This is a genomic window from Pseudonocardia sp. CA-142604 (assembly GCF_050948475.1).
Taxonomy (GTDB): Bacteria; Actinomycetota; Actinomycetes; order Mycobacteriales; family Pseudonocardiaceae; genus Pseudonocardia; species Pseudonocardia alaniniphila.
On sequence record NZ_CP192045.1, the window covers coordinates 5,523,580 to 5,549,290 of the forward strand.

A 25,711-nucleotide genomic window follows, 5' to 3' on the forward strand; every position below is an offset into this window, starting at 1 on the left:
GAGCCGGAGGTCGCCGGGTACGGCGGTGTCAGGAGACGTGACCGACGAACGCCGCCGGCCGCGGCTGTTGGGGCGGCCGGTGGCGTTCCTGCACGAGCGCGACCCCGGGCTCCTCATCGTCCACCGCGCGTTTCGCGTCACCATTGCCGCCAGCTCGGGCTTCTTCGTGTGCCTCTATCTGGTCGGCGACGTGAACGCCGGTGTCTACGCGCTGTTCGCGACGGTCGCGCTGGGTGCGTTGTCGGAGGTCGACGGAACACCGGCCCAGCGCACCCGCACCTACCTCTGTGCTCTCGTGGTCGGTCTGGCGCTGGCGTCGCTCGGCACGGTTCTCGCCGTGAACACCTGGGCCGCCGCGGCCGGGATGCTCGTGGTCGGGTTTCTGGTGTCCTTCGCCGCCGTCGGCGGCCCCCGGGTCGCCGCCGTCGCCAGCGGCCTGCAGCTGTTCTACGTGCTCCCGTGCTTCCCGCCCTACACGCCCGAGCTGCTCGGCGAACGCCTCATCGGCCTGACGGTCGGGGTCCTGCTGCTCGTGCTCGCCGACCGGTTGCTGTGGCCCGCGCCGTCACCCCCGGACCTCGTGCCACGCGTCGCCTACGCGGCGGGAGCCGCGGCAGCTCTCGCCGAGGGGCTGCGCACCTGGCTCGTCGCCGGTGCTCCCGACGGGGATGGCCGGATCGCCGCCCTGCGCGCCGAGGCAACCCACGCCGGCGCACAGCTCCGGGCGAGCACCCTCCCACCGGCCGCACGTCCCACCGGGCCCAGCCGCCACGACCGGAGCCTCACCCACGCATCCCTCGCGGTCCGGGTGGTCATCGGGCGGCTCGGGCTGGCCGCCGACCGGCTGGCCGAGCAGCGCGCCGCTGCCTCCACCGAGCAGACCACGGCACCGGCACCAGCCGGGGCTCGCTCGTTGCCGGGGGAACCGGGCACGTCACCCGAGACCGCGGGCCTGCTCGACACGGACGCCAAAGCGCTGGCGGCCGTGCGCGACGCGCTGCTCGGCGAGGGCGCGACGCCACCCAGGGACGTCATCGACCAGGCGCTGTCGGGTTACGTCGAGCGTGAGACGTTCCGGCTCGCCGGTGCGGTCGACCCCGCCCCGTGGCTGCGCGGTGAGCTCGCGGTCTCCGCGGTCACGGAGTCCGTCCGGACGCTGGTGCTCGCGATCCGGGCCACCCTCGGTGCGCCTGCTCCGCCGCCGGCCGACACACCCGTCGACTTCTGGTTCCTGCACGCCTCCCCCGTCACGCTCTGGTGGCGACGGCTGCGGGCCCACATGACACCCCGCTCGGTCTACCTGCAGAACGCCATCCGGCTCGCCATCGGCCTCGCCGTCGCGCGGATCATCGCGGGCGTGCTCGCGCTGACCCACGGTTTCTGGGTGCTGCTCGCCACCCTGAGCCTGATGCGCACCTCGGCCGTCGCCAGCCGTGCGGTGCTCCTGCAGGCGTTCACCGGCACGATCATCGGCGCGATCATCGCGGCCGTCCTGCTGACGCTGGTCGGCCCGGACACCCACGTCTACGCCTGGCTCACCCCGCTGCTGATGCTCGCGGCGTTCGCGGCGGGCCCGCTGCTCGGGCTGGGAGCGGCGCAGGCGGGCTTCACGCTGGTCGTCTCGGTCGTCTTCGCCCAGGTGGCACCGGCGAACTGGGAGCTCGCCGAGGACCGGGTGTTCGCCGTGATCATCGGCGGCCTCGTGGGCGCGCTGATCGGGGCGGCGGTGTGGCCGCGCGGCGGAACCGGCGAGGTGCGCCGGGTGGCCGCCGACTGCATGCGCGCCGGAGCCGACGAGATCGTCGCCTCCGCGGCGTACCTGACCGGCACGGGGCCTCCCCCGTCCACGGAACCGCTCACCCGGCTGTCGACGCTGTTCGAGTACACCTACGCCCAGTACCGCTCCGAGCCGGCCAGACCGGGCCCCGAACCCGAATGGCTGGTCGTGCTGGCCGTCGCGAACCGCATCGCGGAGTACTCGCGGACCCTGTGCGTGCGCTACCCGGCGACCGATCCGCTGCCCTGGCCCGACTTCGGTGTCCTCCTGCGCGCGGACGCCCAGGAGGTCGCCGACGCCTACCGCGAGGCCGCGACGGCGGTCGCGGCAGGCAGAGCACCGTCGGGGGACGCGACGGCGCTGCGCGCGCAGGTCGCCGCCCAGCACCTGGCCGTGCGCTTCGCCGAGGCGCCCGCCGCGGCGCTCCGGGCGTTCGACGGCTGGGGCTGGATCCACCGGCTCGTGGACGAGCTGGAGCGGGTGGAACAGGCCCTGACCCCGGCCCCACCGTCCGGTCCGGAGCCCGCCCGGACGGCCTCACTCAGCTGAGTACAGGGTGTGGCGAGCCTCCCACCAGCAGTAACGCCGACCATGCGCACCGCGAGTCCCGTTACCGGAGCGAAACCTGAGGAGACGATCTGAGCGACGACCACGGAGGATGCATGGCTGAGAACGTGCTGATCGTGGGGGCGGGCCCGGTCGGGCTCACTGCCGGCGTCGAACTCCGGCGCCGCGGGGTGGAGTGCCGGATCATCGACCGTCTTCTCGCGCCGATCCCGTACGCCAAGGCGGTGGGGGTCCAGCCCCGCACCCTCGAGCTGTGGGAGTCGGCAGGGGTGCTCGCGCGCGCCCTCGACGCCTCGACGCCGATGCGCGGCCAACTCGTGTACGTCAACGGCGAGCAGGTGGCGAAGGTGGACTTCGAGCTGCCACCCGAGGTTCCGTACGGCTTCGCCGCGCTACCCCAGTACGAGACGGAGCGCCTGCTCGAGCAGCGCTACAACGAGCTCGGCGGCCACGTCGAGCGCGGTGTCGAGCTCGTGCGCTTCGAACAGGACGCCGAGGGCGTCTCGGTCAAGCTCCGCGGGCCGGACGGGGAGTCGCAGCTGCGGGCCGGGTACCTCATCGGTGCCGACGGCGCCCACAGCACGGTCCGGAAGGGCCTGGGCCTCAAGTTCGAGGGCGACGCCTTCCCCGAGCAGTACATGCTCGGGGACGTGGAGGTGGACTGGCACCAGCCCTCCGGCTACGCCATCCGCGCCCAGCACATCGGCGACGGCGGCAACGTCGACGACCTGCTCGTCGCCATCCCGCTCCCAGGACGGCGCCGGTACCGGGTGTCGATGCTGGTGCCCGAGGAGCTCTCCGCTCAGGACAACGGATCCACGCTCAGCCATGACGGCGACGGCGCCGAGAAGTCCGTCGAACACGGGATGAGCGCCGGCCCCAGGCCGGAGCTGCGGCACATCCAGGCCGTGCTGGACAGGCTGGCCCCCGAGCCCACGCACGCCTCCCACCTGCGCTGGTCGTCGGTGTTCCGGATCAGCCACCGCATCGTCGACTCCTACGGCACCGGCCGCGTGTTCGTCGCCGGGGACGCGGCGCACATCCACCCGCCCACCGGGGCGCAGGGCATGAACACCGGGATCCAGGACGCCGTCGCCCTGGCGTGGCGAGTCGCGCTCGCCGCGCAGGGTGACGCGGCCGACGGGCTCCTGGCCAGCTACGACGCCGAACGACGGCCGGTCGGCGAGGAAGTGGTGGGCCGCACCGTGCGACACGCTCGCAGCGGCTACGAGAGCGACGACCCGGCCACCGTCATCCTGCGCGAGGCCCAGCTGCTCGTGAGCTATCCCGACAGCCCCATCGTCAGCGGGGACAACGGGGCCGGGGAGCTCAAGGGCGGACCGGCCCCGGGCGAGCGCGCCCCGGACTGCCGCGGCCTGCGTCGCGCATGCGTGGCGTTCCCCCTGCGGCTGTACGAGGTGCTCGACGGATGCCGGCACACGCTGCTCGTCTACGTCGACCAGGCGGAGCAGATCGCCGAGCTCGCCGCCGCGGGAGCGGCCATCGCGCGGGCACGGGAACGCGACCACCTCGACGCCCGGATCATCCTCGCCGACGAAGCGGATATTCCGGACAACGTGGCCGACGGGCTGCTGGGCGGCACACCGGTGCCCGTGCTGCGCGACGCCGCCGGGGAGTTCCGCGCCGCGTACAGCGCGGTCGGTGGATGTTGCTACCTCGTGCGCCCGGACGGCCACGTCGGGTACCGGGCCGCGCGGCTGCGCGGCGACGACCTGGCGACCCACCTCGCGCTGGTCTTCGCGTGAGTTCCGAACGGGCGGCGCCTCACCTGCCGAAAACCCCGATCGGGGGTATCGAAGTCTGTGGGCGCGGGGGGCCGGCGACTCTATCGTTGCCATGATGACGTCCGGTACAGATGGCCGGCATGGCGCAGACCAGCGGGAACACCGCTTGCGCAAGCTCGAGGCCGCACGTTCCGGACACGGGCTGCCTTACCGCTACCCCATCGACCACACCACCGCGGAGATCCGGGCGTCCCACCACGCGCTGGGGCCCGACACCCACACCGCCGAGCACGTGCGCCTCGCTGGGCGTCTCGAGCTCGTCCGGCACCAGGGCGGCCTGACCTTCGCAGTCCTGCGCGACCGCACCGGCACGATCCAGCTGTTCGTCGACACCGCCGTGCTCGGGCCCGACCGCCACCACGAGTTCGACGAGCTCGACCGCGGCGACTGGGTGGGTGCCGAAGGCACGGTGATGACCACGCGGCGCGGCGAGCTCTCGGTCTGCGTCCAGGACTTCGCCCTGCTGGGCAAGTCGCTGCTCGAAGCGCCCGACAAGCACCACGGTCTCAGCGACGTGGAGACCCGCTACCGGCAGCGCTACATCGACCTCGCTGCCAACGAGCGCACCCGCGAGATCTTCCGGATCCGGCACACCGCGATCCGCGCGATCCGCCGGTATCTGGAGGACCACGACTTCACCGAGGTCGAGGGCCCGGTGCTGCAGACGATCCAGGGCGGGGCGTCGGCTCGCCCGTTCGTCACCCACCACAACGCGCTCGACCTGGACATGTACCTGCGCATCGCGCTGGAACTGCACCTCAAGCGGCTGATCGTCGGCGGGCTGGAGCGGGTGTTCGAGATCGGCAGGGTGTTTCGCAACGAGGGCATCGACACCCGGCACAACCCCGAGTTCACGATGCTCGAGGCCTACCAGGCCTTCGCCGACTACCACGACATGATGGACCTGGTCGAGGGCATGATCACGACCGCGGCTCGGGCGGCCCTCGGTGACTCCGGGGGCTCGCTGGTCGTGCACTACGGCGGACACGCCATCGACCTGGGCGCCACACCGTGGTCGCGCGTGCGCTTCGCCGACATGATCGCCGAGAAGACCGGCGCCACCATGCACCCCGCCATGCCGATCGACGAGGCCAGGGCCGTGCTGGACCGGCTGCGTATCCCCTACGAACGCGGCTGGGGCGCGGGCCGGCTCATGAAGGAGGTCTACGACGAGAAGGTGCAGCACGACGTCGTCGGGCCGGTCTTCTGCATCGACTACCCCCGCGAGGTCTCCCCTCTGGCGAGGGCGCATCGAGACGACCCCGCGTACGTCGAGCGTTTCGAGCTGATCGTCGCCGGGTTCGAGCTCTGCAACGCCTACTCGGAGCAGAACGACCCGGTCGAGCAGCTCGCCGCGTTCGAGGCGGAGGCCCGCGCCAAGGCGGGCGGCGACCCGGAGGCCGGCGACATCGACCTCGACTACATCCGCGCGCTGGAGCACGGGATGCCGTGCACCGGTGGCCTCGGTGTCGGCATCGACCGCCTGGTGATGCTGCTGGCCAGCGTCGACTCGATCCGCGAGGTGATCCTCTTCCCGACGCTGCGGCCCGAGTTCGCCGCACCCGAAGGTGCCGGACCGGCGGGGGCCGTGCGTCCCGTGCTGCCTCCCACCCCCGTGGCAGGAACCCCGGCAGGGGACGGGTCCGTGACGACCTCCGTGTCGGCGCCCGCGACAGCCCCCGTGACAGCCCTGCCCGATCTCGCCCCGCCCGCGCACCCGATCCCGGCGCCGCAGCGGCATCCCGAACAGGGCAGGCGCGCCGTGACGATCATCGCGGTGCTCACGGCCCTCGGCGGGGTTCTGCAGTTGCTCGCCCAGATCCCGATCGTGCACGCCCGGCTGGACGGTCGCGAGGACGCGATCGACCAGCTCTGGCTCCCGGTGGCCGGGCACGTCGTCTCGGTGATCGTCGGGCTGCTCCTGATCCTGCTGGCCGACCAGCTGGCGAAGCGCAAACGCCTGGCCTGGCGGGTGGCCGTCGCGCTCTTCATCGTGGGCGGCATCGCGCACATGTCGAAGGGCCCGCACCCCGTGGCGGTCACGATCTGTGTCGCGATGCTGCTGGCACTGGTCTGGTACCGCGACGAGTTCCGCGCTCCGGCCGACCCTCCGTCGTTGCTGCGGCTGGTCCGGTTCGTGCCGCTCTACCTCGCCGGCGTGTTCGCGTTCGGGCTCGTCGCGCTCTGGGTGGAGAGCGACCGCATCGAACCCGGGGTCACCCTGGATGGCGCGCTCGCCACCGTCGCGGGCGGGCTGGTGGGGGTGGACGGCCCCTACACCTACCGCTCCCGGTTCTTCGCCGACTTCTTCCCCACGGCGCTGCTGGCGCTCGGCATCGCCGGGCTGGTCGTCTTCGCGATCCTGCTGTTCCGGCCGTTGGTCGGGCGCCACCCCCACACCGAGGGCGACTGGGAGCACGCCAACCGCCTCGTCCGCACCTACGGGTGGGACACCCTCGCCTACTTCTCGCTGCGCGACGACAAGAGCTTCTTCTTCTCCTCCGACGGCGAGGCGGTGCTCGCCTACACCTACCTCGGCGGCTACGCGCTGGTCTCCGCCGATCCGATCGGAGCGCCGGAGTCGGTGGTGCGGGCGCTCGACGAGTTCCTCGACATGTGCGACGAGCGCGCCTGGAACCCCGCGTTCCTCGCCGTGCGCGAGGCCAGCATGCCGCTGTATGCCTCCCGTGGCTTCACCAGCTTCTACCTGGGCGACGAGGCCATCCTCGACTGCGCGCGGTTCACCCTCGACGGCCCGGGGCGCAAGAGCCTGCGGGCCGCGGTCCGCCGCGTCGGACGGACCCACCGCTTCCAGCTCATCGCCGAGTCCAACGCCCCGCCACGCCTGGTGGAGCAGCTCAACGCGATCAGTGCGAAGTGGCGGGGCAAGGCACCCGAGCGCGGCTTCACGATGTCGCTGTCGCAGGACGTCACGGGCGCCGGCGCGAACCAGGAGTTCCTGCTCTGCGTCGCCCTGGACGAGGACGGCGTTCCGGGCGGGTTCCTGCGCGTGGTGCCTGCCTACGGTCCGTCGTTCGGCTACACGCTCGACCTCATGCGCCACGACCCGGACGCCCCCAACGGCATGACGGAGTTCCTCATCGCCGGCGCCGCCGCAGCACTGGGTCAGCGCGGCGTGCGGCGGCTCTCGATGAACTTCGCGATGTGGGGCCGCCTCTTCGCCGACGACATCCCGTTCAGCCCCGCCCAGCGTGCGGCACGCTGGGCGGTCGGCGTGCTCAACCCGTTCTTCCAGATCAAGTCGTTGCACGACTTCAACGCCAAGTTCGACCCCGAGTGGCTACCCCGTGTGCTGGCCTACCGCCACCACATCGACCTGCCGCGCGTCGGGCTGCTCTACGCCGGCGCCGAGGGCTTCCTCGCCCTGCCGGTGATCGGCGAGCTGCTGGTGCCCAAGGCCGTCGGGGGCGTGACCGCGCCGAGCGGTGCGGGCACGCCCGCGGCCTGAGCCCTGCCGACGCACCTCGCAGCACGTGTGGTGACCTCGCAACGCGCCGGCGGGCTGCGACGATGCACCACGGGCTGCGACGACGGATGCAGCGTGTGGGCCGGCGCCCCCGCGCGTCAGGCGGGTGCGGGCCGGGGCATCGCCGTCGTCCGCGCGGACGAGCGGGCCAGCGCCGTGGTGGCCACAACCATCACGACGACGAGCAGCACGATGAGCGCCCACTCGGCACCGTCCGCCCGCAGCTCCTCCTGCAGCACCACGGCCCCGAGCACCACGGCCACCACCGGCTCGCCCACGATCATCGTGGGCAGCGACGCACCGAGCTCACCCGCTTGGAACGCCGACTGCTGCAGCACCGTGCCGGCGACCGAGACGGCGACGAGCACGTAGACCTCCCAGCTCGCCAGGAACGCGACGAGACCCTCGTCGAGCTGCCCGACGACACCTTTGGTCAGCGCGGCCGCCACCCCGTATGCCAGCGCCGTGGCCGCGGCGAGCAGCACCGCCCGCGTCACGCCACTGGTGCGGGCCGCGGCCACGACGCAGACCAGGAACAACCCGGCGAGTACGGCGCCGGCCGGCAGCCAGTCACGCACGGGCGCGCGGTCGACCCCGTCGGTCGGGTCGCCCGAGACGACGAACACCGCCAGCGACACCGCGAGCAGCGCGGCCCAGACCCAGTCCGTCCGGGTGAGCGTGCGGCCCGCCCACGCAGCTCCGAGCGGCAGCGCGAAGAGCAGCGTGGTGACCAGCAACGGCTGGACGAGCAGCAGCGACCCGAACCCGAGCGCGGCAGCCTGCACCAGGTAGCCACCGCCGTCGCCGATCACACCCGCCCACCACCGGGGACGGCCGATCAGCACGCGGATCAGCCCGAGGCCGCGTGCACGCTCGTCCGGGACGGTGGCCGCGGAGCGCTGCTGCGCCACCGTCGAGACCGCGAAGAGACCGGCCGCGAGCAGCGCCAACCCGGCCGCCAGAACCGTCACCCGCACATCATGCAGCCGCCTGCCCCCGTGGGCAGCGGCGCGACATGGACACGTATCGCTGATCCGTAGCCGATCGAACAGCGATGCGTCACCATGTCGCGGACGGGCTCGGCACCGGCGCCTGCAGGCGCCCACCTACCATCAGGGTGTGGCCCGACCTGCACTCCTGCACCGCCTGCCCTCGACCCCGCCCGCCCTGATGCGCCGGCTCGCCGTGGCCGCGGTCGTCGCGCAGGGCGGCATCGCGGTCACCGGCTCCGTGGTGCGCGTGACGGGATCCGGCCTCGGCTGCCCGACGTGGCCGGAGTGCTTCCCGGGCAGTCTCGTGCCCGCCCCGCACCCCGAGGTCGCCGGCCTCCACCAGTGGATCGAGTTCAGCAACCGCCTGCTGACGATCGCCGTGGTGCTCGTCGCAGGCGCCTGCCTGATCGCGGCATTCGCCACGCGCCCGCGCCGGGCGCGGCTCACGAGGCTCGCGCTGGTCCAGCCGCTCGGTGTGGTCGCCCAGGCGGTGATCGGCGGGTTCACGGTGCTCACCGGCCTGGTCTGGTGGAGCGTGTCGGTCCACTTCCTCGTGTCGATGGTGCTGGTCTGGCTCGGGATGCAGCTCGTCGACGCCTCTTCCGACGGCGACGGGCCACCGCGCCGCACGGTGCCGGGCGCCGTTCGCGGGCTCGTCGCCACGAGCGCGGTCGTGTTCGCTGCGCTGCTGGCCGCCGGCACCCTCGTCACCGCGGCCGGACCGCACGCAGGCGACGCGGCCACCCCCCGCCTCGGCATCGGTGTGCCTGCGGCGGCGCAGTTGCACGCCGATCTGCTCTTCGCCTACCTCGGGATGCTCGTGGCGCTCGGGTTCACCCTGGCGGCCGTGCACGCGCCGTCGCGGCTGCGTCGCCGGTACGTCGCGCTCATCGTCGCCGTGGTGGCCCAGGGCGCCCTCGGTGGCATCCAGTACGCACTCGGTGTGCCCGAGGCGCTCGTGTCGCTGCACGTCCTCGGGGCCGCACTCGTCACGGTGGCCGCCGCGGCCCTGTGGTCCGCCACCACGGAGCGCCCGCAGGCCGCCGTCTCCGTCGCCACGCCGGTCGCGGCCGAGCCGCAACCCGCGCTCGCCGATCTGAACTGACCTCCCGCCAGACGGCAGGGGTGCACGACCGTCCGGGTGCGGGGTGCAGGATCGGCGGATGCGCGCCATCCAGATCAGCAACGCAGGCGGGCCCGAGGTCCTGAACCCGGCCGAGCTGCCCGATCCCGAGCCCGGCCCGGGCGAGCTCCTCGTCGGCGTCGCCGCGGCAGGGGTCAACTACATCGACGTCTACCAGCGCAACGGCACCTACCCCATGGCGATGCCGTACGTCCCCGGGCTGGAGGGTGCCGGTCGCGTGCTCGCTCTCGGTCCGGACGTCACCGACTTCGCCGTGGGCGACCGTGTCGCGTGGGTCGAGGCGCTGGGCAGCTACGCCGAGCGTGTGACGGTGGCGGCGGACAAGGCGGTGCCAGTGCCGCCCGGTGTCTCCGACGAGGTCGCGGCGGGGCTCCTGCTGCAAGGGATGACCGCGCACTTCCTCGTCAACGATGCCCACCCCGTGCAGCACGGCGAGGACGTACTGGTGCATGCCGCGGCAGGCGGGGTCGGTCTGCTGCTCACCCAGCTCGCGGCCGCCCGTGGCGCCCGGGTGATCGCCACGGTGTCCACCGCAGAGAAGGAGGAGCTCGCCCGCGCCGCCGGAGCGGCCGACGTGATCCGATATGGCGAGGTCGCCGATCTCGCCGACGCGGTCAGGAGCCTCACCGGCGGTGCGGGGGTCCACGCGGCGTACGACAGCGTCGGGCGCTCGACCTTCGACGCGAGCCTCGCGAGCCTGCGCCGCCGCGGGATGCTGGTGCTCTTCGGCGGGTCGAGCGGGCCCGTGCCGCCCGTCGACCCCATGCGGCTCAACGCCGGCGGCTCGCTCTTCCTCACCCGCCCCAAGCTCTTCGACTACATCCCCACGCCTGAGGAGCTGCGGACCCGGGCCACCGACGTGTTCGCCGAGGTCGTCGACGGCACGCTCGACGTGCGGATCGGCCACCGCTACGCGCTCGCCGACGCCGCCACCGCCCACGAGGACCTGCAGGGCAGGCGCACCACGGGAAAGCTGCTCCTGCTGCCCTGACCGCCGCACCTGCGCAGGTCAGAGCAGCCCGACCTCCTGCAGCATGGTCTCGGAGCGCTCCAGTGACCCGAGGTCGGCCAGGTCCAGCACCGGCGGCGACAGCGACTCCAGGGGCGCCAGCTCGAAGGGCCTGCTCGGCGTCACGCCGGCGAGCACGGAGTACTCCCCCGTCTCGTCCACGACATGCTGCTGGGCCGGGCGCGACAGCAGGAACGCGACGACCTGGCGCGCGGCGTCCTGGTCGTCGCTCGAGGCCAGCACGCCCGCTCCCGCCACGTTGACCAGGCCGAGCGGGTCGTCGGGCACGTAGTGGTTGCGCACGGGATAGGTGGCCGGATCGAGCCGCTCGGTCTTCCGGTACAGGTAGTAGTGGTTCACCAGACCGGCATCGATGCTGCCCTCCGCCACTGCTTCGACGATCTCGCCGTTGCCGTGGAAGCGCTGAGGTTGCTGCGCCGCGAAGGCGGTGAGCCACTGCCGGGCGCCCTCCTCACCGCGGACGAGTCGCAGGCCGGTGACGAACGAGAGCCAGGAGGCGTTGGTCGGGGCGAAGCCGAGCCGTCCCGACCACCGCGGGGCGAGCAGGTCGTCCAGGCCCGAGGGCAGGTCGGTCTCCGCCACCCGGCCGGGGTTGTAGGCCACCACCCTGGCACGGGCGGAGGTGGCCACCCAGGTGAGGTCGGGCGCCCGGTAGCGCTCCGGGACCGGGGCCACCACCTCGGCGGGGAGCGGGGCGAGGAGCCCCGCCCGGCTCAGCGTGCCCAGCGCACCGCCGTCCTGGCCGAGGAAGACGTCCGCCGGGGAGTCCGGACCCTCCTGCGTGAGCTGCGTCTCGAGCGCGTCGGTGCTGCCGTAGCGAATCTCGACATCACGTCCGACCGCTCTCTCCAGCTGCGGGATCAGCGGCGCAACGAGCTCCTCGCTGCGACCCGAGTAGATCGTCAAGGTGGGAGCGGATTCCCCGCCGCCGGGCAGACCGGCCTGCTCCGGACCGGCACAGCCGGCCAGCAGGGCGATCACAGCTGCTCCTGCGGCGCCGATGCTGCTCCCCCGCGCGAGCAGGGGTCGTCGATCCATTGTGTCCTCTCCCTCGTGCGCAGCAGGAGACTATCCAGCGCCGAGATGATCACCCGAAACCGTGCTAGACATCGGTCGTGACGGAGACCCCGCAGACCTCCCCGACCCCCTTCCACGACCTGCAGGACTACGTGGCGCTGCCCCGCCTGAGCGGGCTCGCGCTGGCCCCGGACGGCAGCCGGCTGGTCACCACCGTGGCGGCGCTCACCCCGGAGAAGAACCGCTACCGCACCGCGCTCTGGGAGATCGACCCGACCGGCAGGCGATCCGCCCGCAGGCTCACCAGCGGCCCGACCGGCGAGTCCTCCCCCGCCTTCACCCCCGACGGCGCTCTGTTGTTCACCTCGGCCCGCCCCGACCCCGAGGCGAAGGACCAGCCCGAGGACGCTCCCCAGGCCCTGTGGCGGCTTCCGGAGAGCGGCGAGGCGCGCCTCGTCGGCAGCCGGCCAGGAGGCCTGAGCGCGCCCGTGGTCGCTCGCGTGGCAGGCACCGTCCTCGCCACCTCGATGACGTTCCCGGCCGCCGTCTCCGCCGAGGACGACGAGAAGCGCCGCAAGGAGCGCCGCGAGAAGAAGGTCGCCGCGATCCTGCACGCCGGCTACCCCGTGCGGTTCTGGGACCACGACCTCGGCCCGGACGAGCCGCGGCTGATGGCCGGCACGGTGGCGGTGTCCGACTCCGACGGCCCGGTCGAGTGGCGCGACCTCACCCCCACCCCGGGCACGGCCCTCGTCGAGACGGACCACGACATCTCGCCGGACGGCGCCACGGTCGTCACCTCGTGGCAGGTCGCCGAGTCCGGCGGATCCACCCGCAGCGTGCTCGTGGCGATCGAGGTGGCCACCGGCGACCGGCGAGTGCTCGCCGACGACCCGGGCCACGAGTTCGGCGGCCCGGTCATCAGCCCCGACGGCGCGCAGGTGGCGTTCTGGCAGCAGCTGATCACCACACCGACCACTGCCCCCGACACCCGGCTCGTGGTGGTGCCCCTCGCCGGCGGAGCAGCACGGGACGTGGCACCCGGCTGGGACCGGTGGCCCGGCGACGTCCGGTGGACCCCCGACTCGACCGCGCTGATCGTCACCGCCGATGACGGCGGCCGCTCCCCCGTCTTCCGCATCGAGCTGGCCGACTCCACGGTCACGCGCCTGACCGGCGACGACGGCGCGTACAGCGACCTGCAGGTGGCTCCGGACGGCACGCACGTCTACGCACTGCGCAGCGCGGTCGACCACCCGCCCGCCCCCGTCCGGCTCGACGCGACCACCGCGGACCAGCAGCCCGTGCCGCTGCCCGCTCCGGCGCCGTCGCCCGCGTTGCCCGGCTCGCTCACCGAGGTGCACGCCACGGCCGAGGACGGCAGCCCGCTGCGCGCCTGGCTCGTGCTGCCCGCCGCGGCGACGGAGTCGACCCCGGCTCCGTTGCTGCTGTGGGTGCACGGTGGCCCGCTGGGCAGCTGGAACGCGTGGCAGTGGCGCTGGAACCCGTGGCTGATGGCCGCCCGCGGGTACGCGGTGCTGCTGCCCGACCCGGCCCTGTCCACCGGGTACGGACTCGACTTCATCCAGCGCGGATGGGGCGCATGGGGCGCGGCGCCCTACACGGATCTGATGGCGATCACCGACGCCGCCGAGGCCCGGCCCGACATCGACGCCGAGCACACCGCGGCGATGGGTGGCTCCTTCGGCGGATACATGGCCAACTGGATCGCCGGGCACACCGACCGCTTCCGGGCGATCGTCACCCACGCGAGCCTCTGGGCGCTCGACCAGTTCGGCACCACCACCGATGCTCCCCACTACTGGTTGCGCGAGATGACCGAGGAGATGGCCGAGCACAACAGCCCGCACCGGCACGTCGACGCCATCAGCACGCCCATGCTCGTGATTCACGGCGACAAGGACTATCGCGTCCCGATCGGCGAGGCGTTGCGCCTGTGGTGGGACCTCGTCTCCCGGCACGAGGGCGACCCGGCCACCCTCCCGCACCGGTTCCTCTATTTTCCCGACGAGAATCACTGGGTGCTTTCACCCCAGCACGCTGCGCTCTGGTACGAGACGGTCACCGCATTTCTCGATCACCATGTGCACGGCAAGCACTGGCAAACCCCGGAAATTCTGCGCTAACGGGCCCTTGCGCAAATGCGCGGGCCGAGAAGACTCGGGTTTGCGCACACCTCTCGGCGGCTTATGGCTCATGTCCCGTGGGCCCGCCAACGTCGGCACAGTCTGGAGGAGCACATGGGTGGTAACAAGATCGTCGTCTACAAGGAGCCCGGGGTCGTCTCGGTGGAGGACCACGACCCTCCGAAGCTCGAGGTACCTACCGATGTAGCGAAGGCCAAGGGGCTGACCCAGAAGGCCGTCCATGGGGTGATCCTGCGAAACATCGCCACCAACATCTGCGGTTCCGACCAGCACATGGTGCGCGGTCGCACCACCGCCCCGCCCGGACAGACACTCGGCCACGAGATCATGGGTGAGATCGTCGAGAAGGGCGAGGACGTCCAGTTCCTGGACATCGGAGACATCTGTTCCGTGCCGTTCAACATCGCCTGCGGGCGCTGTCGAAACTGCAAGGAGGGCCAGACCGGCGTCTGCCTCAACGTCAACCCCGCACGCGCCGGATCGGCCTACGGATACGTCGACATGGGTGGCTGGGAAGGCGGCCAGGCGCAGTACGTCATGGTGCCGTTCGCCGACTTCAACCTGCTGAAGATTCCCAGCAGGGAGCAGGCGCTGGAGAAGGTGCTCGACCTCACGATGCTGTCGGACATCTTCCCCACCGGGTACCACGGCGCCTACACCGCCGGTGTGACCACCGGGTCGACCGTATACGTCGCCGGTGCCGGACCCGTCGGGCTGGCGGCGGCGTACTCGTCGATGTTGCTCGGTGCTGCCGTGGTGATCGTCGGGGACCGCAACGCCGACCGGCTGGCGCAGGCGCGCTCGTTCGGTTGCGAGACGGTGGACATCACGCAGGACGCCTCGCTGGAGGACCAGATCGCCGAGATCCTCGGCGTACCCGAGGTGGACAGCGCCGTCGACGCCGTGGGCTTCGAGGCCAGCGCACCCGGGAAGGGCATGCACGAGGCCCCGGCCACCGTGCTCAACTCGATCATGACCGTCACCCGGGCGGGTGGCAGGCTCGGCATCCCCGGCCTCTACGTCACCGGCGACCCCGGTGCGGCGGACGAGGACGCCAAGGTGGGCACGCTCAAGGTGCGGCTGGGGCTCGGCTGGGCGAAGAGCCACTCGTTCACCACCGGCCAGTGCCCCGTCATGAAGTACAACCGCCAGTTGATGATGGCCATCCTGCACGACAAGGCCCACATCGCCGACGCGGTCAACGCCACCGTGATTCCTCTCGATGACGCACCGCGTGGCTACCAGGAGTTCGACCAGGGCGCAGCGCGCAAGTACGTGCTCGACCCCAACGGGTTGATCCCCGCCGCGTAACGCCGACCGGGCGCCCCCTGACGGCTGCGGCCGTCAGGGGGCGTCGTCGCGTCCGTCGTTCGTCGCATCCGTCGTCGCAGCCCGTCGTGCATCGTCGCAGCAAGCCGGCGCGCTGCGAGGTCACCACATGTGCTGCGAGGTGGGTTCCGGGGCCCCGAACGCACGCAGGAGCCGCTCGGCCACGGGATCGAAGTGGTCCAGCTCGTCCCACGTCCAGCGGACGACGCGGAGGCCCCGTGCACCTCCCACTGCAGCACGGGCCGCGGCAGACCCGCGTTCTGGAGCGCCACGCGGCTGCGGGACTCGCCAGGACTCTCGCTGCGCTCGTCGGCGAACGCAACGACACGACGGGCCGCGGGACTTCCCGACCGGCGTGCGGCGCGCTCGACGGCCTCGGCCAGCCCTGCCCGCGTGACGAGCTCAAGCCGGAGCGCTCCGTCCGCGGCCACGACCGCCTGCTCGAACGGCAACCACCGCGCGAGGTCGACGACCGTGCGCGCGGGCGAGGTGAGCCGCAGCCCGTCGACCTCGACGATCTCATCCGGCTCCAGCGGCGCGGCGTGAACGTGCGCGCCGCTGCTGCGCCGGGCGCCCGACCTGCGGCACCGGGTGACGTGCACATGTCCGAGCGGCACGTTCCACAGCGGCAACCCGAGCACCACGGCGGCGGAGGCGTGACTCACCACGGCGTCCGCGGCGAGGTCGGAGAGGGCGGCCCGCACCAGGATGACGTGACGCAGCTCAGGATCGGGCGGCAGCGCGCCCGTCAGGTAGGCGCCGCGGCGTACGGACACGAGCGCCCCCACCCGCACCTGCTGCCGCACCTCACCGGCCGCGAACCCGGCGGCGAGCAGTTCCCGCCGCCACGTGATCCGAGCAGGCACGTGATCCGAACAGGCACGTGATCCATACGACAAGCCTGCACGGCCGCGCAGGCGCGGACCGGGCGATCAGAAGAACCTGTGGACAACCACGTCGTCGCAGCCCGCCGTGCATCGTCGCAGCAGGCCGGCGCGTTGCGAGGTCACCACACGTGCTGCGAGGTGCGTGCGTCGAGGCCCGCGGCCCGGAGCCGCGTCAGAACCGCAGAACCGGCAGGCCGACCGCCGCGTCCACCGCGATGGCGGCGAAGAGGACGCAGAGGTACATGTTCGACAGGTGGAAGAGCTTCATCGGGGTGACGTCACGTCCTGCGGCGACACCGGCGTGCAGCCGATGGGCCTGGAACACGAACCAGGCACCCCCGAGCAGCGCCACGCCCGTGTAGATCCAGGAGGTGGCCGGTACCAGCAGGAGCGTCCACGCGGCCATCACCCACGAGTAGACGACGATGCGGCGCGACACCTGGGCCGGCGTGGCCACCACGGGGAGCATCGGCACGCCGGCTGCGGCGTAGTCCTCGCGGTAACGCATCGCAAGAGCCCAGAAGTGCGGCGGGGTCCAGAAGAAGATCACACCGAACATCACCAGTGCCGGCCACTGCACCGTGCCGGTCACTGCGGCCCATCCGATCACCACAGGCATGCAGCCTGCCGCGCCGCCCCACACGATGTTCTGCGACGTCCGCCGCTTGAGCATCAGCGTGTACACCAGCACGTAGAACGCGATGGCGGCCACCGACAGCCCTGCTGCCAGCCAGTTCGTGGTGAGCCCCAACCACACCGCACTGAGCGCCCCGAGCGCGAGGCCGAAGATCAGCGCGTTGCGGGGAGGCACCTGGCCCTTGGCGAGCGGGCGTCGTGCCGTGCGCTTCATCACGGCGTCGATGTCGGCGTCGACCACGCAGTTGAGGGCGTGCGCACTCGCCGCCGCGGCCGCGCCACCCAGGAGGGTTGCGGCGATCAGCCACACGGACGGGATCCCCCGCTGGGCGAGGAACATCGCCGGAACGGTGACAACCAGTAGCTGCTCGATGATGCGCGTCTTGGTGAGGCCGAGGTACGCCTTGATGGTGTCCTGCGCCCGCTGCAGCCCGGCACGGAAGCCCGGGGCAGGCGGCACCTGCGACGCCCCCTGCTGCGACACGGGCACACTCACCGGCAACCTCAATCCAACGTGTGGGGGAATCGGACTTCCCGAGTTCTACGGCTTGTCGATGGTAACCGGGGGCATGCCGGGGCATGCTCGCGGGTAGACCGGCGGGTGACCGTTCCGCCAGTGATCACACCTGCCTGCGTCACCTCGGTAGGCTGACCCGCAAGCCGGATGCGTCGAGGCGTCCCGCGCCTGCGCCTCCACAAGACCCCCTAGGGAAGTGCCGTGGCCGACACCGACATCGAGCTCTTGACCCGAGCCGACGTGCCCAGCGACTGGACCGATCTCGACCGGAAGGCGGTCGACACGATCAGAGTGCTCGCCGCCGACGCCGTGCAGAAGGTCGGCAACGGCCACCCCGGCACCGCGATGAGCCTGGCCCCACTGGCCTACACCCTGTTCCAACGCATCATGCGCCACGACCCCACCGACCCCGACTGGATCGGACGCGACCGCTTCGTCCTCTCCGCCGGACACTCCAGCCTCACCCTCTACATCCAGCTCTACCTGTCCGGCTACGGCCTCGAACTCGCCGACCTCCAAGCCCTGCGCACCTGGGGCTCCAAGACCCCCGGCCACCCCGAACACCGCCACACCCCCGGCGTCGAGATCACCACCGGCCCCCTGGGCCAGGGCCTGGCCTCCGCCGTGGGCATGGCCATGGCCGCCCGCCGCGAACGCGGCCTGTTCGACCCCGAACCACCCCCCGGCGACAGCCCGTTCGACCACCACATCTACGTCATCGCCTCCGACGGCGACATCGAAGAAGGCGTCACCTCCGAAGCCTCCTCCCTCGCCGGCACCCAACAACTGGGCAACCTCACCGTCATCTACGACAAGAACCGCATCTCCATCGAAGACGACACCGACATCGCCCTGTCCGAAGACACCGCCAAACGCTACGAGGCCTACGGCTGGCACGTCCAAATCGTCGACAGCGGCGAAAACGTCACCGGCATCCTCCAGGCCCTCGACAACGCCCGCGCCGAAACCGACCGCCCCTCCTTCATCGAACTGCGCACCATCATCGGCTACCCCGCCCCCACCAAGATGAACACCGGCAAGGCCCACGGCGCCGCCCTCGGCGCCGACGAGGTCGCCGAGGTCAAGAAGATCCTCGGCTTCGACCCGGACAAGAACTTCCAGGTCGAGGACGAGGTCCTCGCCCACGCCCGCAAGGTGGTCGACCGCGGCCACGAGGCCCGCCAGGCATGGACCAAGCAGTTCGAGGACTGGGCGGCGCGCGAGCCCGAGCGCAAGGAGCTGCTGGACCGGATGCTGGGCCGCAGCCTCCCCATCGGCTGGGAGAAGGCGCTGCCGGTCTGGGAGCCCGACCCCAGCGGCCTGGCCACCCGCAAGGCCTCCGGCGAGGTGCTCAAGTCCCTGGCGGACGTGCTGCCCGAGCTGTGGGGCGGCTCGGCCGACCTCGCCGAGAGCAACAACACCACGATGGAGGGCGCCGACTCGTTCGGGCCGCCCTCCACCGCCACGAAGATGTGGAACGCCCACTGGTACGGCCGCACCCTGCACTTCGGCATCCGCGAACACGCAATGGGCGCCATCCTCAACGGCATCGCCCTGCACGGCCCCACCCGCCCCTACGGCGGCACCTTCCTCACCTTCTCCGACTACATGCGCCCCTCCGTCCGCCTCGCCGCACTCATGCAAGCCTCGGTCATCTACGTCTGGACCCACGACTCCATCGGCCTCGGCGAAGACGGCCCCACCCACCAACCCATCGAGCACTACGCCGCCCTGCGCGCCATCCCCGGCCTCTCGCTCCTCCGCCCCGGCGACGCCAACGAAACCGCCCACGCCTGGCGCGCCGCGCTGGAACGCCCCGAGGGCCCGAAGGGCCTCGCCCTGACCCGCCAGAACCTGCCCGTACTGGAGGGCACGTCCTACGACGGCGTCGCCCGCGGCGGATACGTGCTGGCCGAGGCATCCACCGGCGAACCCCAGCTCATCCTGATGGCCACCGGATCGGAGCTGCAGATCGCCGTCGACGCCCGCCGCGTGCTCGAGGACGAGGGCGTACCCACCCGCGTGGTCTCGATGCCCTGCGTCGAATGGTTCGTCGAGCAGGACGAGGCCTACCGCGAGTCGGTGCTGCCGTCCGCGGTCAAGGCGCGCGTCAGCGTCGAGGCGGGAATCGCCCAGCCCTGGTACCAGTTCACGGGTGATGCGGGGGAAATCATCTCCATCGAGCACTACGGCGCGAGTGCCGACTACAAGACGCTCTTCCGCGAATTCGGCTTCACCACCGAGAACGTCGTCGCGGCCGCCCGACGCAGCCTGGCGAACGTCTCCTGAGGAGGAAGATCATGAGCAATGACAGGCTCGCTGCTCTGGCAGCCGCGGGCATCTCCATCTGGCTCGACGACCTGTCCCGGGAGCGCCTGCGCACGGGCAACCTGCAGGAGCTGATCACCGAGAAGCACGTGGTCGGTGTCACCACCAACCCCACGATCTTCGCCGGCGCCCTCTCGCACGGCGAGGCCTACGACCAGCAGGTCCGCGAGCTCGCGTCGCGCGGGGCGTCGGTCGAGGACGCGATCCGCGAGATCACCGTTGCCGACGTCCAAGAGGCCTGCGACGTGTTCAGCGGCACGTGGGAGACCACCGGTGCAGTGGACGGGCGAGTCTCGCTGGAGGTCGACCCCAATCTGGCCCGCGACACCGACCGCACGGTCGCCCAGGCGAGCGACCTGTGGAAGGCGGTGGACCGGCCCAACCTCCTGGTCAAGATCCCGGCCACCGAGCAGGGCCTGCCCGCGATCACCCGCGCTATCGCCGAGGGCATCAGCGTCAACGTCACGCTGATCTTCTCCGTCGAGCGCTACCGCTTGGTGATGGGGGCGTACCTCGACGGCCTGGAGCAGGCCGCCGCCAACGGCCAGCAGCTCGCCGGCATCGCGTCGGTGGCGAGCTTCTTCGTCTCCCGCGTCGACACCGAGATCGACAAGCGGCTGGAGAAGATCGGCACCGACGAGGCCCTCGCGCTGCGCGGCAAGGCGGGCATCGCCAACTCGCGGCTGGCCTACGCGGCCTTCCAGGAGGTCTTCACGGGCCCGCGTTGGGAGGCGTTGGCGAAGCAGGGCGCACGGAAGCAGCGGCCGCTCTGGGCGTCCACGGGCGTCAAGAACCCGGACTACCCCGACACCATGTACGTCACCGAGCTCGTGGTCGCCGACGTCGTCAACACGATGCCGGAGAAGACGCTCGACGCAGTCGCCGACCACGCCGAGATCGACGGCGACCGTGTCACCGGCAGGGCCGCCGAAGCCCAGCACGTGTTCGACGAGCTCGAGCGCGTGGGGATCGACCTGACCGACGTGTTCCTCGTGCTGGAGGACGAGGGCGTCGACAAGTTCGAGAAGTCCTGGGCCGAGCTCACCGAGTCCGTCCGCCAGCAGCTCGACGGGGCACGCTGACCTCGTGACCGCACGACTCGTGTCGTCCGTCCCGCCGCAGGCCGATGTGGTCGAGCGGCTGGTGGACGACTCCGTCGCCAGCCGGATCGCCCGGTGCGACTCCAGTCTCTGGCCGCGAGCTGCGCGGCCGGGGTGGGTCATCGCAGCCCGAGCGTCCCGTCCGCTGGTCGGCGAGATCGAGGCGTTGCGGGAGCAGCTGCGGGTGGCCGGGCAGGTGCGCGTCGTGCTGGCCGCGGCAGGCGGCGTGGGTGTGGCCGCCGAGGTGCTCGCCGAGGGCGATCCGCGGCTGGTCGTCCTGGACACCACCGATCCGGCTCAGGTCGCCGACGCCCTCGCCGGCGACCTCGCTGCCACCGTTCTCGTGGTGTCGGCCCCTCCTGGCGAGGACACCACGGCGGTCGAGCTGGTGCGCGACACCGTGCATCGGGCGTTCCAGGCCGAAGGGCTCGACCCCGCTGCTCAGACCGTCGTCGTCACGGCACCGGGCGGCCCGCTCATGGAGCAGGCCGCCGGCGCCACGGTCGTGCTCGGGCCGTCCGACGTGGACGGCCCGTGGGCGGCGCTCACCGCGTTCGCCCTGGTACCGGCAGGGCTGGCCGGCGTCGACGTCGGCGCAGTGATCGCCGAGGCCGCCGAGGTCCGCGCCGAACTGGACTCCGACGACCCGGCGAACCCGTGCCTTGCTCTCGGTGCGCTGCTCGCCGCGGCCCCGGTCGTCGCGCTGGCCGAGCGCGGCGCCACCGGCCTCGCCGAGTGGGCCGCGCAGCTCGTCGCAGGTGGTCTCGGCAAGGACGGTCGCGGGCCGCTGCCGGTGGTGGTCGAGGGCCCGGACGCCCCGGAGTGGGCCGACCCCGAGTCGCTCCGGCCCGGCACCGTCACCGTGTCCCTCAGTGCGTCCGACATCGGTGCCCTCGACGGTGCCGCGGTCGCCACACTGGGTTCTCCCGCCGCGCAGTTCATGCTGTGGCAGTACTCCACCGCGGTGGCAGCGCATCTCGCAGGCGTCGACCCCACCGACCGCCCCGACGCCGCCGATATCGCCGGCAACGGCGCCGTCCACGTTCCCGGCGTCCAGTTCACCGACGGGGACATCGACGTGCACGCGGGGGCGTGGCTGCCGAGCGGTACCAGCACGGTGGCCGAGGCGCTCCGGGCGCTCATCGACGCCGCGGAGGCGGACGCGCACCTCACCGTGCACGCCTACCTCGACCGACTCGACGACGCCTCGGCCGCGGTACTGCGGCCCGAGCTGACCCGCCGCACCGGGCTCCCCACCACGTTCGGCTGGGCGCCACGCTGCCTGCCCGGCAGTGGGCAGCGCGACAAAGGCGGCCCGGCCGACGCCGTGATCTGCCAGATCACCGGCGACGCCGAGCCCGACCTGCCGGCGGATCTCGCCGAGCTGCAGCAGGCTCAGGCACGCGCCGACGCCGAGGCGCTGATCGGCCGGGGCCGACCGGTACTCCGACTTCATTTCACCGACCGGGTGGCGGGCCTCGTCACCCTGGCGCGGGCGGTACAACAGCTGTAGCGCAAGGACAGTTGCCACCGTCATCACAGACCGAACCGCCAACATCGACTACTGGGAGAAACCGATGGCAACCCGCACGATCGGGGGCGGCCGATGGACCAACCCACTTCGCGACCCGCGTGACAAGCGGCTCCCGCGGATCGCGGGACCGTGCAGTCTGGTGATCTTCGGAGTCACCGGCGACCTCTCACGCAAGAAGCTCATGCCCGCGATCTACGACCTCGCCAACCGCGGATTGCTTCCCCCGGGCTTCGCCCTCACCGGTTTCGCCCGCCGCGACTGGGACACTCAGGACTTCGGCCAGATCGTGCTCGAGGCGGTGAAGCAGCACGCCCGCACGCCCTTCCGTCAGTCGGTCTGGGACCGTCTCGCCGAGGGCTTCCGGTTCGTGTCCGGCAGCTTCGACGACGACGACGCGTTCGACCAGCTCGAGCGGACCGTCCAGGACCTGGACCGCGTGCGGGGCACCGGGGGCAACCACGCCTTCTACCTCTCCATCCCGCCGGGCGCGTTCCCGGTGGTACTCAAGCAGCTCGCCCGCTCCGGGCTCTCCGCCCAGGACGGCGACCAGTGGCGTCGCGTGGTGATCGAGAAGCCCTTCGGCCACGACCTCAAGTCGGCCATCGAGCTCAACGAGATCGTCAACGACGTCTTCCCCGAGGACTCGGTGTTCCGCATCGACCACTACCTCGGCAAGGAGACGGTGCAGAACATCCTCGCTCTGCGCTTCGCCAACCAGCTCTTCGAACCCATCTGGAACTCCCACTACGTCGACCACGTGCAGATCACGATGGCCGAGGACATCGGCCTCGGCGGCCGCGCGGGGTACTACGACGGGATAGGAGCCGCGCGGGACGTCATCCAGAACCACCTGCTGCAGCTCCTGGCGTTCACCGCGCTGGAGGAGCCCACGTCGTTCTCGTCCTCGGAGCTGCGCGTCGAGAAGATCAAGGTCCTCAACGCCACGAAGCTCGTCGGCCCGCTCGACGAGACCACGGCTCGCGGGCAGTACACCGGCGGCTGGCAGGGTGGCGAGCTCGTCAGGGGACTCAAGGAGGAAGAGGGCTTCGACCCCAACTCCAAGACCGAGACCTTCGCGGCCATCACCTGTGAGATCGACACCCGGCGCTGGGCCGGGGTGCCGTTCTACCTGCGCACGGGCAAGCGCCTCGGACGCCGCGTCACCGAGATCGCGGTGATCTTCAAGCGGGCACCGCACCTGCCCTTCGACTCCACGATGACCGAGGAGCTCGGGCAGAACGCGTTCGTCATCCGGGTACAGCCCGACGAGGGCGTCACCATGCGCTTCGGGTCGAAGGTTCCGGGCAGCCAGATGGAGGTCCGGGACGTCACCATGGACTTCGGCTACGGCACCGCCTTCACGGAGGTCTCCCCCGAGGCCTACGAACGGCTCATCCTCGACGTGCTGCTCGGCGAGCCGTCGCTGTTCCCGGTGAACGAGGAGGTCGAGCGCTCTTGGGAGATCCTCGACCCCGTGATGGAGCACTGGGCCGCGCAGGAAGCAGGCCCCGACCCTTACTCCGCCGGGAGCTGGGGCCCGAAGTCGGCCGACCTGATGCTGGCCCGCACCGGCCGCACCTGGCGCAGGCCGTGACCCCCGCCCGATCCGCATCCGGGAGCTGGACATGATCGTCGACCTGCCGTCGAGCAACACCTCGGCGGTCAACAAGAAGCTCGTCGAGCTGCGCGAACGCGGCGGGGTGCTGGCACTCGGCCGGGTGCTCACGCTCGTGATCGTCACCGACGACGGCAGTGCCATCGAGGGCGCCATCGAGGCCGCCAACGCCGCCAGCCGCGAGCACCCCTGCCGGGTGATCGTGCTGGCCCGCGGCCAGCGCAAGGCCGCTCCCCGCCTCGACGCGCAGATCCGCGTCGGCGGCGATGCCGGGGCGAGCGAGGTGATCGTGCTGCGCGGCTACGGTCCGCTGGCGTCCGACGAGGCGGGGGCCGGCATGGTCATGCCGCTCCTGCTGCCGGACGCACCGGTCGTGGCGTGGTGGCCGGGTGAGGCACCTGCCGTCCCGTCCGAGGACGCGGTCGGGCAGCTCGCCCAGCGCCGCATCACCGACGCGCTGTCGTCGAAGAACCCGATCAAGGCGTTCGAGCAGCGCCGCGCCCACCACGTGGCAGGCGACACCGACCTGACCTGGACACGCCTGACCTCGTGGCGGGCCCTGCTCGCCACGGCCCTCGACACACCCCCGCACGAGGACGTCACCGGCGCCACGGTCGCGGGAGAGGCGATCTCGCCGTCCACCGATCTGATCGCCGGTTGGCTCGCCGTCCGGCTCGACACGCGGGTGAAGCGGTCCCCCGCGGAAGCCGGGCCCGGTCTGGTCTCGGTGCGGCTGGACCGCCCGTCGGGCCCGATCGAGCTGATCCGTCCGGACGGCAAGGTGGGCAGCCTGCGCCAGCCCGGTCAGCCCGACCGGCTCGTCGCCCTCGCACGGCGGGAGGTGCGCGACTGCCTGGCCGAGGAACTGCGCAGACTCGATCCCGACGAGATCTACGGCGCCGCACTGGCCGGCGTCGGACGGATAGCTCGCGGACGTGCACCGGTCCGGGTCCCCGCCGTCACGGCTGGTTCCTGATGAACACACCGGACATCGCCGTCCACTCGCATCCCAACGTGCTCGCCGCCGCGGCGGCGGCCCGGCTGATCACGCGGCTCGTCGACCTGCAGGCCGCGGGCAACACCCCGAAGATCGTGCTCACCGGCGGCACCACCGGCATCGCGGTGCTGGCACAGATCCGGTCCACCGTGGCGCGCGACGCCGTGGACTGGAGCCGCGTCGAGTTCTACTGGGGTGACGAGCGGTTCGTGCCACCCGACGACCCCGACCGCAACGAGAAGCAGGCACGGGAGGCGCTGCTCGACCACCTGCCGGTCGATCCGGCGAAGGTCTTCCCGATGGGGGCCGACACCGGCACCGGCCCGTCCGGCGCCGAGGCCGCTGCGGAGCAGTACGCCGCAGTGCTGGCTCGCGCCGCACGGCCGGAGGACCACGGGCCGGTCCCCTCGTTCGACGTGCTAATGCTCGGCATGGGTGAGGAAGGCCACACCGCGTCGGTCTTCCCGCACTCCCCGGCGGTGTACGAGACGGAACGCTCGGTGGTGGCCGTGCACGGCTGCCCCAAGCCTCCGCCCACCCGCGTCTCGCTCACGCTCCCGACGATCCGCCGGGCCGCCGAGGTCTGGATCATGACAACGGGCCAGTCGAAGGCCGCCGCGGTGGCCATGGCGCTCGGCGGCGCGGGCGAGGTGGCGATCCCGGTGGCCGGGGCACGGGGGCGGCGACGCACCCTCTGGCTGCTCGACCGCGCAGCGGCGTCGAAGCTCCCCCGGGACCTGGTGCCACCGATCGCCTGACGCTTCGCCGTCGTCGTCCCGTG

At 71.8% G+C, this 25,711-nt stretch carries 17 protein-coding genes; 13 read left to right on the forward strand and 4 right to left on the reverse strand.

The annotated features are described in order from the left end of the window. Nucleotides 1-37: 37 nt before the first annotated feature. The 3 genes from ACQPZQ_RS25015 to lysS all read left to right on the forward strand — a co-directional run bounded on the left by ACQPZQ_RS25015 (nucleotide 38) and on the right by lysS (nucleotide 7,618). A complete protein-coding gene (locus tag ACQPZQ_RS25015; protein ID WP_433284539.1) occupies nucleotides 38-2,326 on the forward strand; it encodes an FUSC family protein in 2,289 nt (762 codons plus the stop codon). 113 nt (nucleotides 2,327-2,439) lie between these two features. Next, entirely contained in the window at nucleotides 2,440-4,110 is a 1,671-nt protein-coding gene (locus ACQPZQ_RS25020) for an FAD-dependent monooxygenase (RefSeq protein WP_433284541.1), read from the forward strand. 94 nt (nucleotides 4,111-4,204) lie between these two features. Beyond that, nucleotides 4,205-7,618 carry a lysine--tRNA ligase gene (lysS, locus tag ACQPZQ_RS25025; protein WP_433284542.1) on the forward strand — a complete coding sequence of 1,138 codons (3,414 nt, stop codon included), beginning with the start codon at nucleotides 4,205-4,207 and terminating at the stop codon, nucleotides 7,616-7,618. A 116-nt stretch (nucleotides 7,619-7,734) separates the two neighbouring features. Here the strand turns inward: lysS and ACQPZQ_RS25030 are convergent, their stop codons facing one another. Further along, nucleotides 7,735-8,607 (reverse strand): DMT family transporter, encoded by an 873-nt coding sequence (locus tag ACQPZQ_RS25030; protein WP_433284544.1) that lies wholly within the window; start codon nucleotides 8,605-8,607, stop codon nucleotides 7,735-7,737. 148 nt (nucleotides 8,608-8,755) lie between these two features. Here ACQPZQ_RS25030 and ACQPZQ_RS25035 point away from each other — a divergent pair, with 148 nt between their 5' ends. Together ACQPZQ_RS25035 and ACQPZQ_RS25040 are read left to right on the forward strand one after the other, a co-directional pair. Then, nucleotides 8,756-9,733, forward strand: coding sequence for a COX15/CtaA family protein (locus tag ACQPZQ_RS25035; protein ID WP_433284545.1), 978 nt, complete (start codon nucleotides 8,756-8,758; stop codon nucleotides 9,731-9,733). A 58-nt stretch (nucleotides 9,734-9,791) separates the two neighbouring features. After that, nucleotides 9,792-10,763, forward strand: coding sequence for a quinone oxidoreductase family protein (locus ACQPZQ_RS25040; RefSeq protein ID WP_433284547.1), 972 nt, complete (start codon nucleotides 9,792-9,794; stop codon nucleotides 10,761-10,763). An 18-nt stretch (nucleotides 10,764-10,781) separates the two neighbouring features. Here ACQPZQ_RS25040 and ACQPZQ_RS25045 read toward each other — a convergent pair whose 3' ends face one another. After that, complete coding sequence (locus ACQPZQ_RS25045; RefSeq protein ID WP_433284549.1) at nucleotides 10,782-11,840, reverse strand: iron ABC transporter substrate-binding protein; 1,059 nt, start codon at nucleotides 11,838-11,840, stop codon at nucleotides 10,782-10,784. 77 nt (nucleotides 11,841-11,917) lie between these two features. Between ACQPZQ_RS25045 and ACQPZQ_RS25050 the strand changes: the two genes are divergently transcribed. Next, nucleotides 11,918-13,966 carry a prolyl oligopeptidase family serine peptidase gene (locus ACQPZQ_RS25050; RefSeq protein ID WP_433284550.1) on the forward strand — a complete coding sequence of 683 codons (2,049 nt, stop codon included), beginning with the start codon at nucleotides 11,918-11,920 and terminating at the stop codon, nucleotides 13,964-13,966. Nucleotides 13,967-14,080: 114 nt separating this feature from the next. Continuing rightward, nucleotides 14,081-15,298 (forward strand): formaldehyde dehydrogenase, glutathione-independent, encoded by a 1,218-nt coding sequence (gene fdhA / locus ACQPZQ_RS25055; protein ID WP_241038264.1) that lies wholly within the window; start codon nucleotides 14,081-14,083, stop codon nucleotides 15,296-15,298. Here fdhA and ACQPZQ_RS25060 read toward each other — a convergent pair. Together ACQPZQ_RS25060 and ACQPZQ_RS25065 are read right to left on the reverse strand one after the other, a co-directional pair. Next, complete coding sequence (locus tag ACQPZQ_RS25060) at nucleotides 15,226-16,182, reverse strand: hypothetical protein (protein ID WP_433284552.1); 957 nt, start codon at nucleotides 16,180-16,182, stop codon at nucleotides 15,226-15,228. The genes fdhA and ACQPZQ_RS25060 overlap by 73 nt on opposite strands. A 193-nt stretch (nucleotides 16,183-16,375) precedes the next feature. After that, nucleotides 16,376-17,299 carry a heme o synthase gene (locus tag ACQPZQ_RS25065; protein ID WP_433299355.1) on the reverse strand — a complete coding sequence of 308 codons (924 nt, stop codon included), beginning with the start codon at nucleotides 17,297-17,299 and terminating at the stop codon, nucleotides 16,376-16,378. Nucleotides 17,300-17,557: 258 nt separating this feature from the next. Between ACQPZQ_RS25065 and tkt the strand changes: the two genes are divergently transcribed. From tkt to pgl, 6 genes are all read left to right on the forward strand, one after another. Continuing rightward, complete coding sequence (gene tkt / locus ACQPZQ_RS25070; protein WP_433284553.1) at nucleotides 17,558-19,645, forward strand: transketolase; 2,088 nt, start codon at nucleotides 17,558-17,560, stop codon at nucleotides 19,643-19,645. 11 nt (nucleotides 19,646-19,656) lie between these two features. After that, the gene (gene tal / locus ACQPZQ_RS25075; protein WP_433284555.1) at nucleotides 19,657-20,766 is read left to right on the forward strand and encodes a transaldolase; all 1,110 of its coding nucleotides are present in this window, start codon (nucleotides 19,657-19,659) and stop codon (nucleotides 20,764-20,766) included. A gap of 4 nt (nucleotides 20,767-20,770) precedes the next feature. Then, complete coding sequence (locus ACQPZQ_RS25080) at nucleotides 20,771-22,297, forward strand: glucose-6-phosphate isomerase (RefSeq protein ID WP_433284557.1); 1,527 nt, start codon at nucleotides 20,771-20,773, stop codon at nucleotides 22,295-22,297. Nucleotides 22,298-22,361: 64 nt separating this feature from the next. Further along, on the forward strand, nucleotides 22,362-23,912 hold the full coding sequence (zwf, locus tag ACQPZQ_RS25085) for a glucose-6-phosphate dehydrogenase (protein ID WP_241038918.1): 1,551 nt from the start codon (nucleotides 22,362-22,364) through the stop codon (nucleotides 23,910-23,912). Nucleotides 23,913-23,943: 31 nt separating this feature from the next. Next, nucleotides 23,944-24,909 carry a glucose-6-phosphate dehydrogenase assembly protein OpcA gene (opcA, locus tag ACQPZQ_RS25090; protein ID WP_433284559.1) on the forward strand — a complete coding sequence of 322 codons (966 nt, stop codon included), beginning with the start codon at nucleotides 23,944-23,946 and terminating at the stop codon, nucleotides 24,907-24,909. Then, nucleotides 24,909-25,688 carry a 6-phosphogluconolactonase gene (pgl, locus tag ACQPZQ_RS25095; protein WP_241038920.1) on the forward strand — a complete coding sequence of 260 codons (780 nt, stop codon included), beginning with the start codon at nucleotides 24,909-24,911 and terminating at the stop codon, nucleotides 25,686-25,688. Before opcA ends, pgl begins: the two co-directional genes overlap by 1 nt. Nucleotides 25,689-25,711: the final 23 nt, after the last annotated feature.

Excerpts from the sequence above, each read along its gene's own strand:
- ACQPZQ_RS25020 (WP_433284541.1), top strand. The coding sequence starts at position 2,440 with ATGGCTGAGAACGTGCTGATCGTGGGGGCGGGCCCGGTCGGGCTCACT.
- lysS (WP_433284542.1), top strand. The coding sequence starts at position 4,205 with ATGACGTCCGGTACAGATGGCCGGCATGGCGCAGACCAGCGGGAACAC.
- ACQPZQ_RS25040 (WP_433284547.1), top strand. The coding sequence starts at position 9,792 with ATGCGCGCCATCCAGATCAGCAACGCAGGCGGGCCCGAGGTCCTGAAC.
- ACQPZQ_RS25045 (WP_433284549.1), bottom strand. The coding sequence starts at position 11,840 with ATGGATCGACGACCCCTGCTCGCGCGGGGGAGCAGCATCGGCGCCGCA.
- fdhA (WP_241038264.1), top strand. The coding sequence starts at position 14,081 with ATGGGTGGTAACAAGATCGTCGTCTACAAGGAGCCCGGGGTCGTCTCG.
- tal (WP_433284555.1), top strand. The coding sequence starts at position 19,657 with ATGAGCAATGACAGGCTCGCTGCTCTGGCAGCCGCGGGCATCTCCATC.
- zwf (WP_241038918.1), top strand. The coding sequence starts at position 22,362 with ATGGCAACCCGCACGATCGGGGGCGGCCGATGGACCAACCCACTTCGC.
- opcA (WP_433284559.1), top strand. The coding sequence starts at position 23,944 with ATGATCGTCGACCTGCCGTCGAGCAACACCTCGGCGGTCAACAAGAAG.
- pgl (WP_241038920.1), top strand. The coding sequence starts at position 24,909 with ATGAACACACCGGACATCGCCGTCCACTCGCATCCCAACGTGCTCGCC.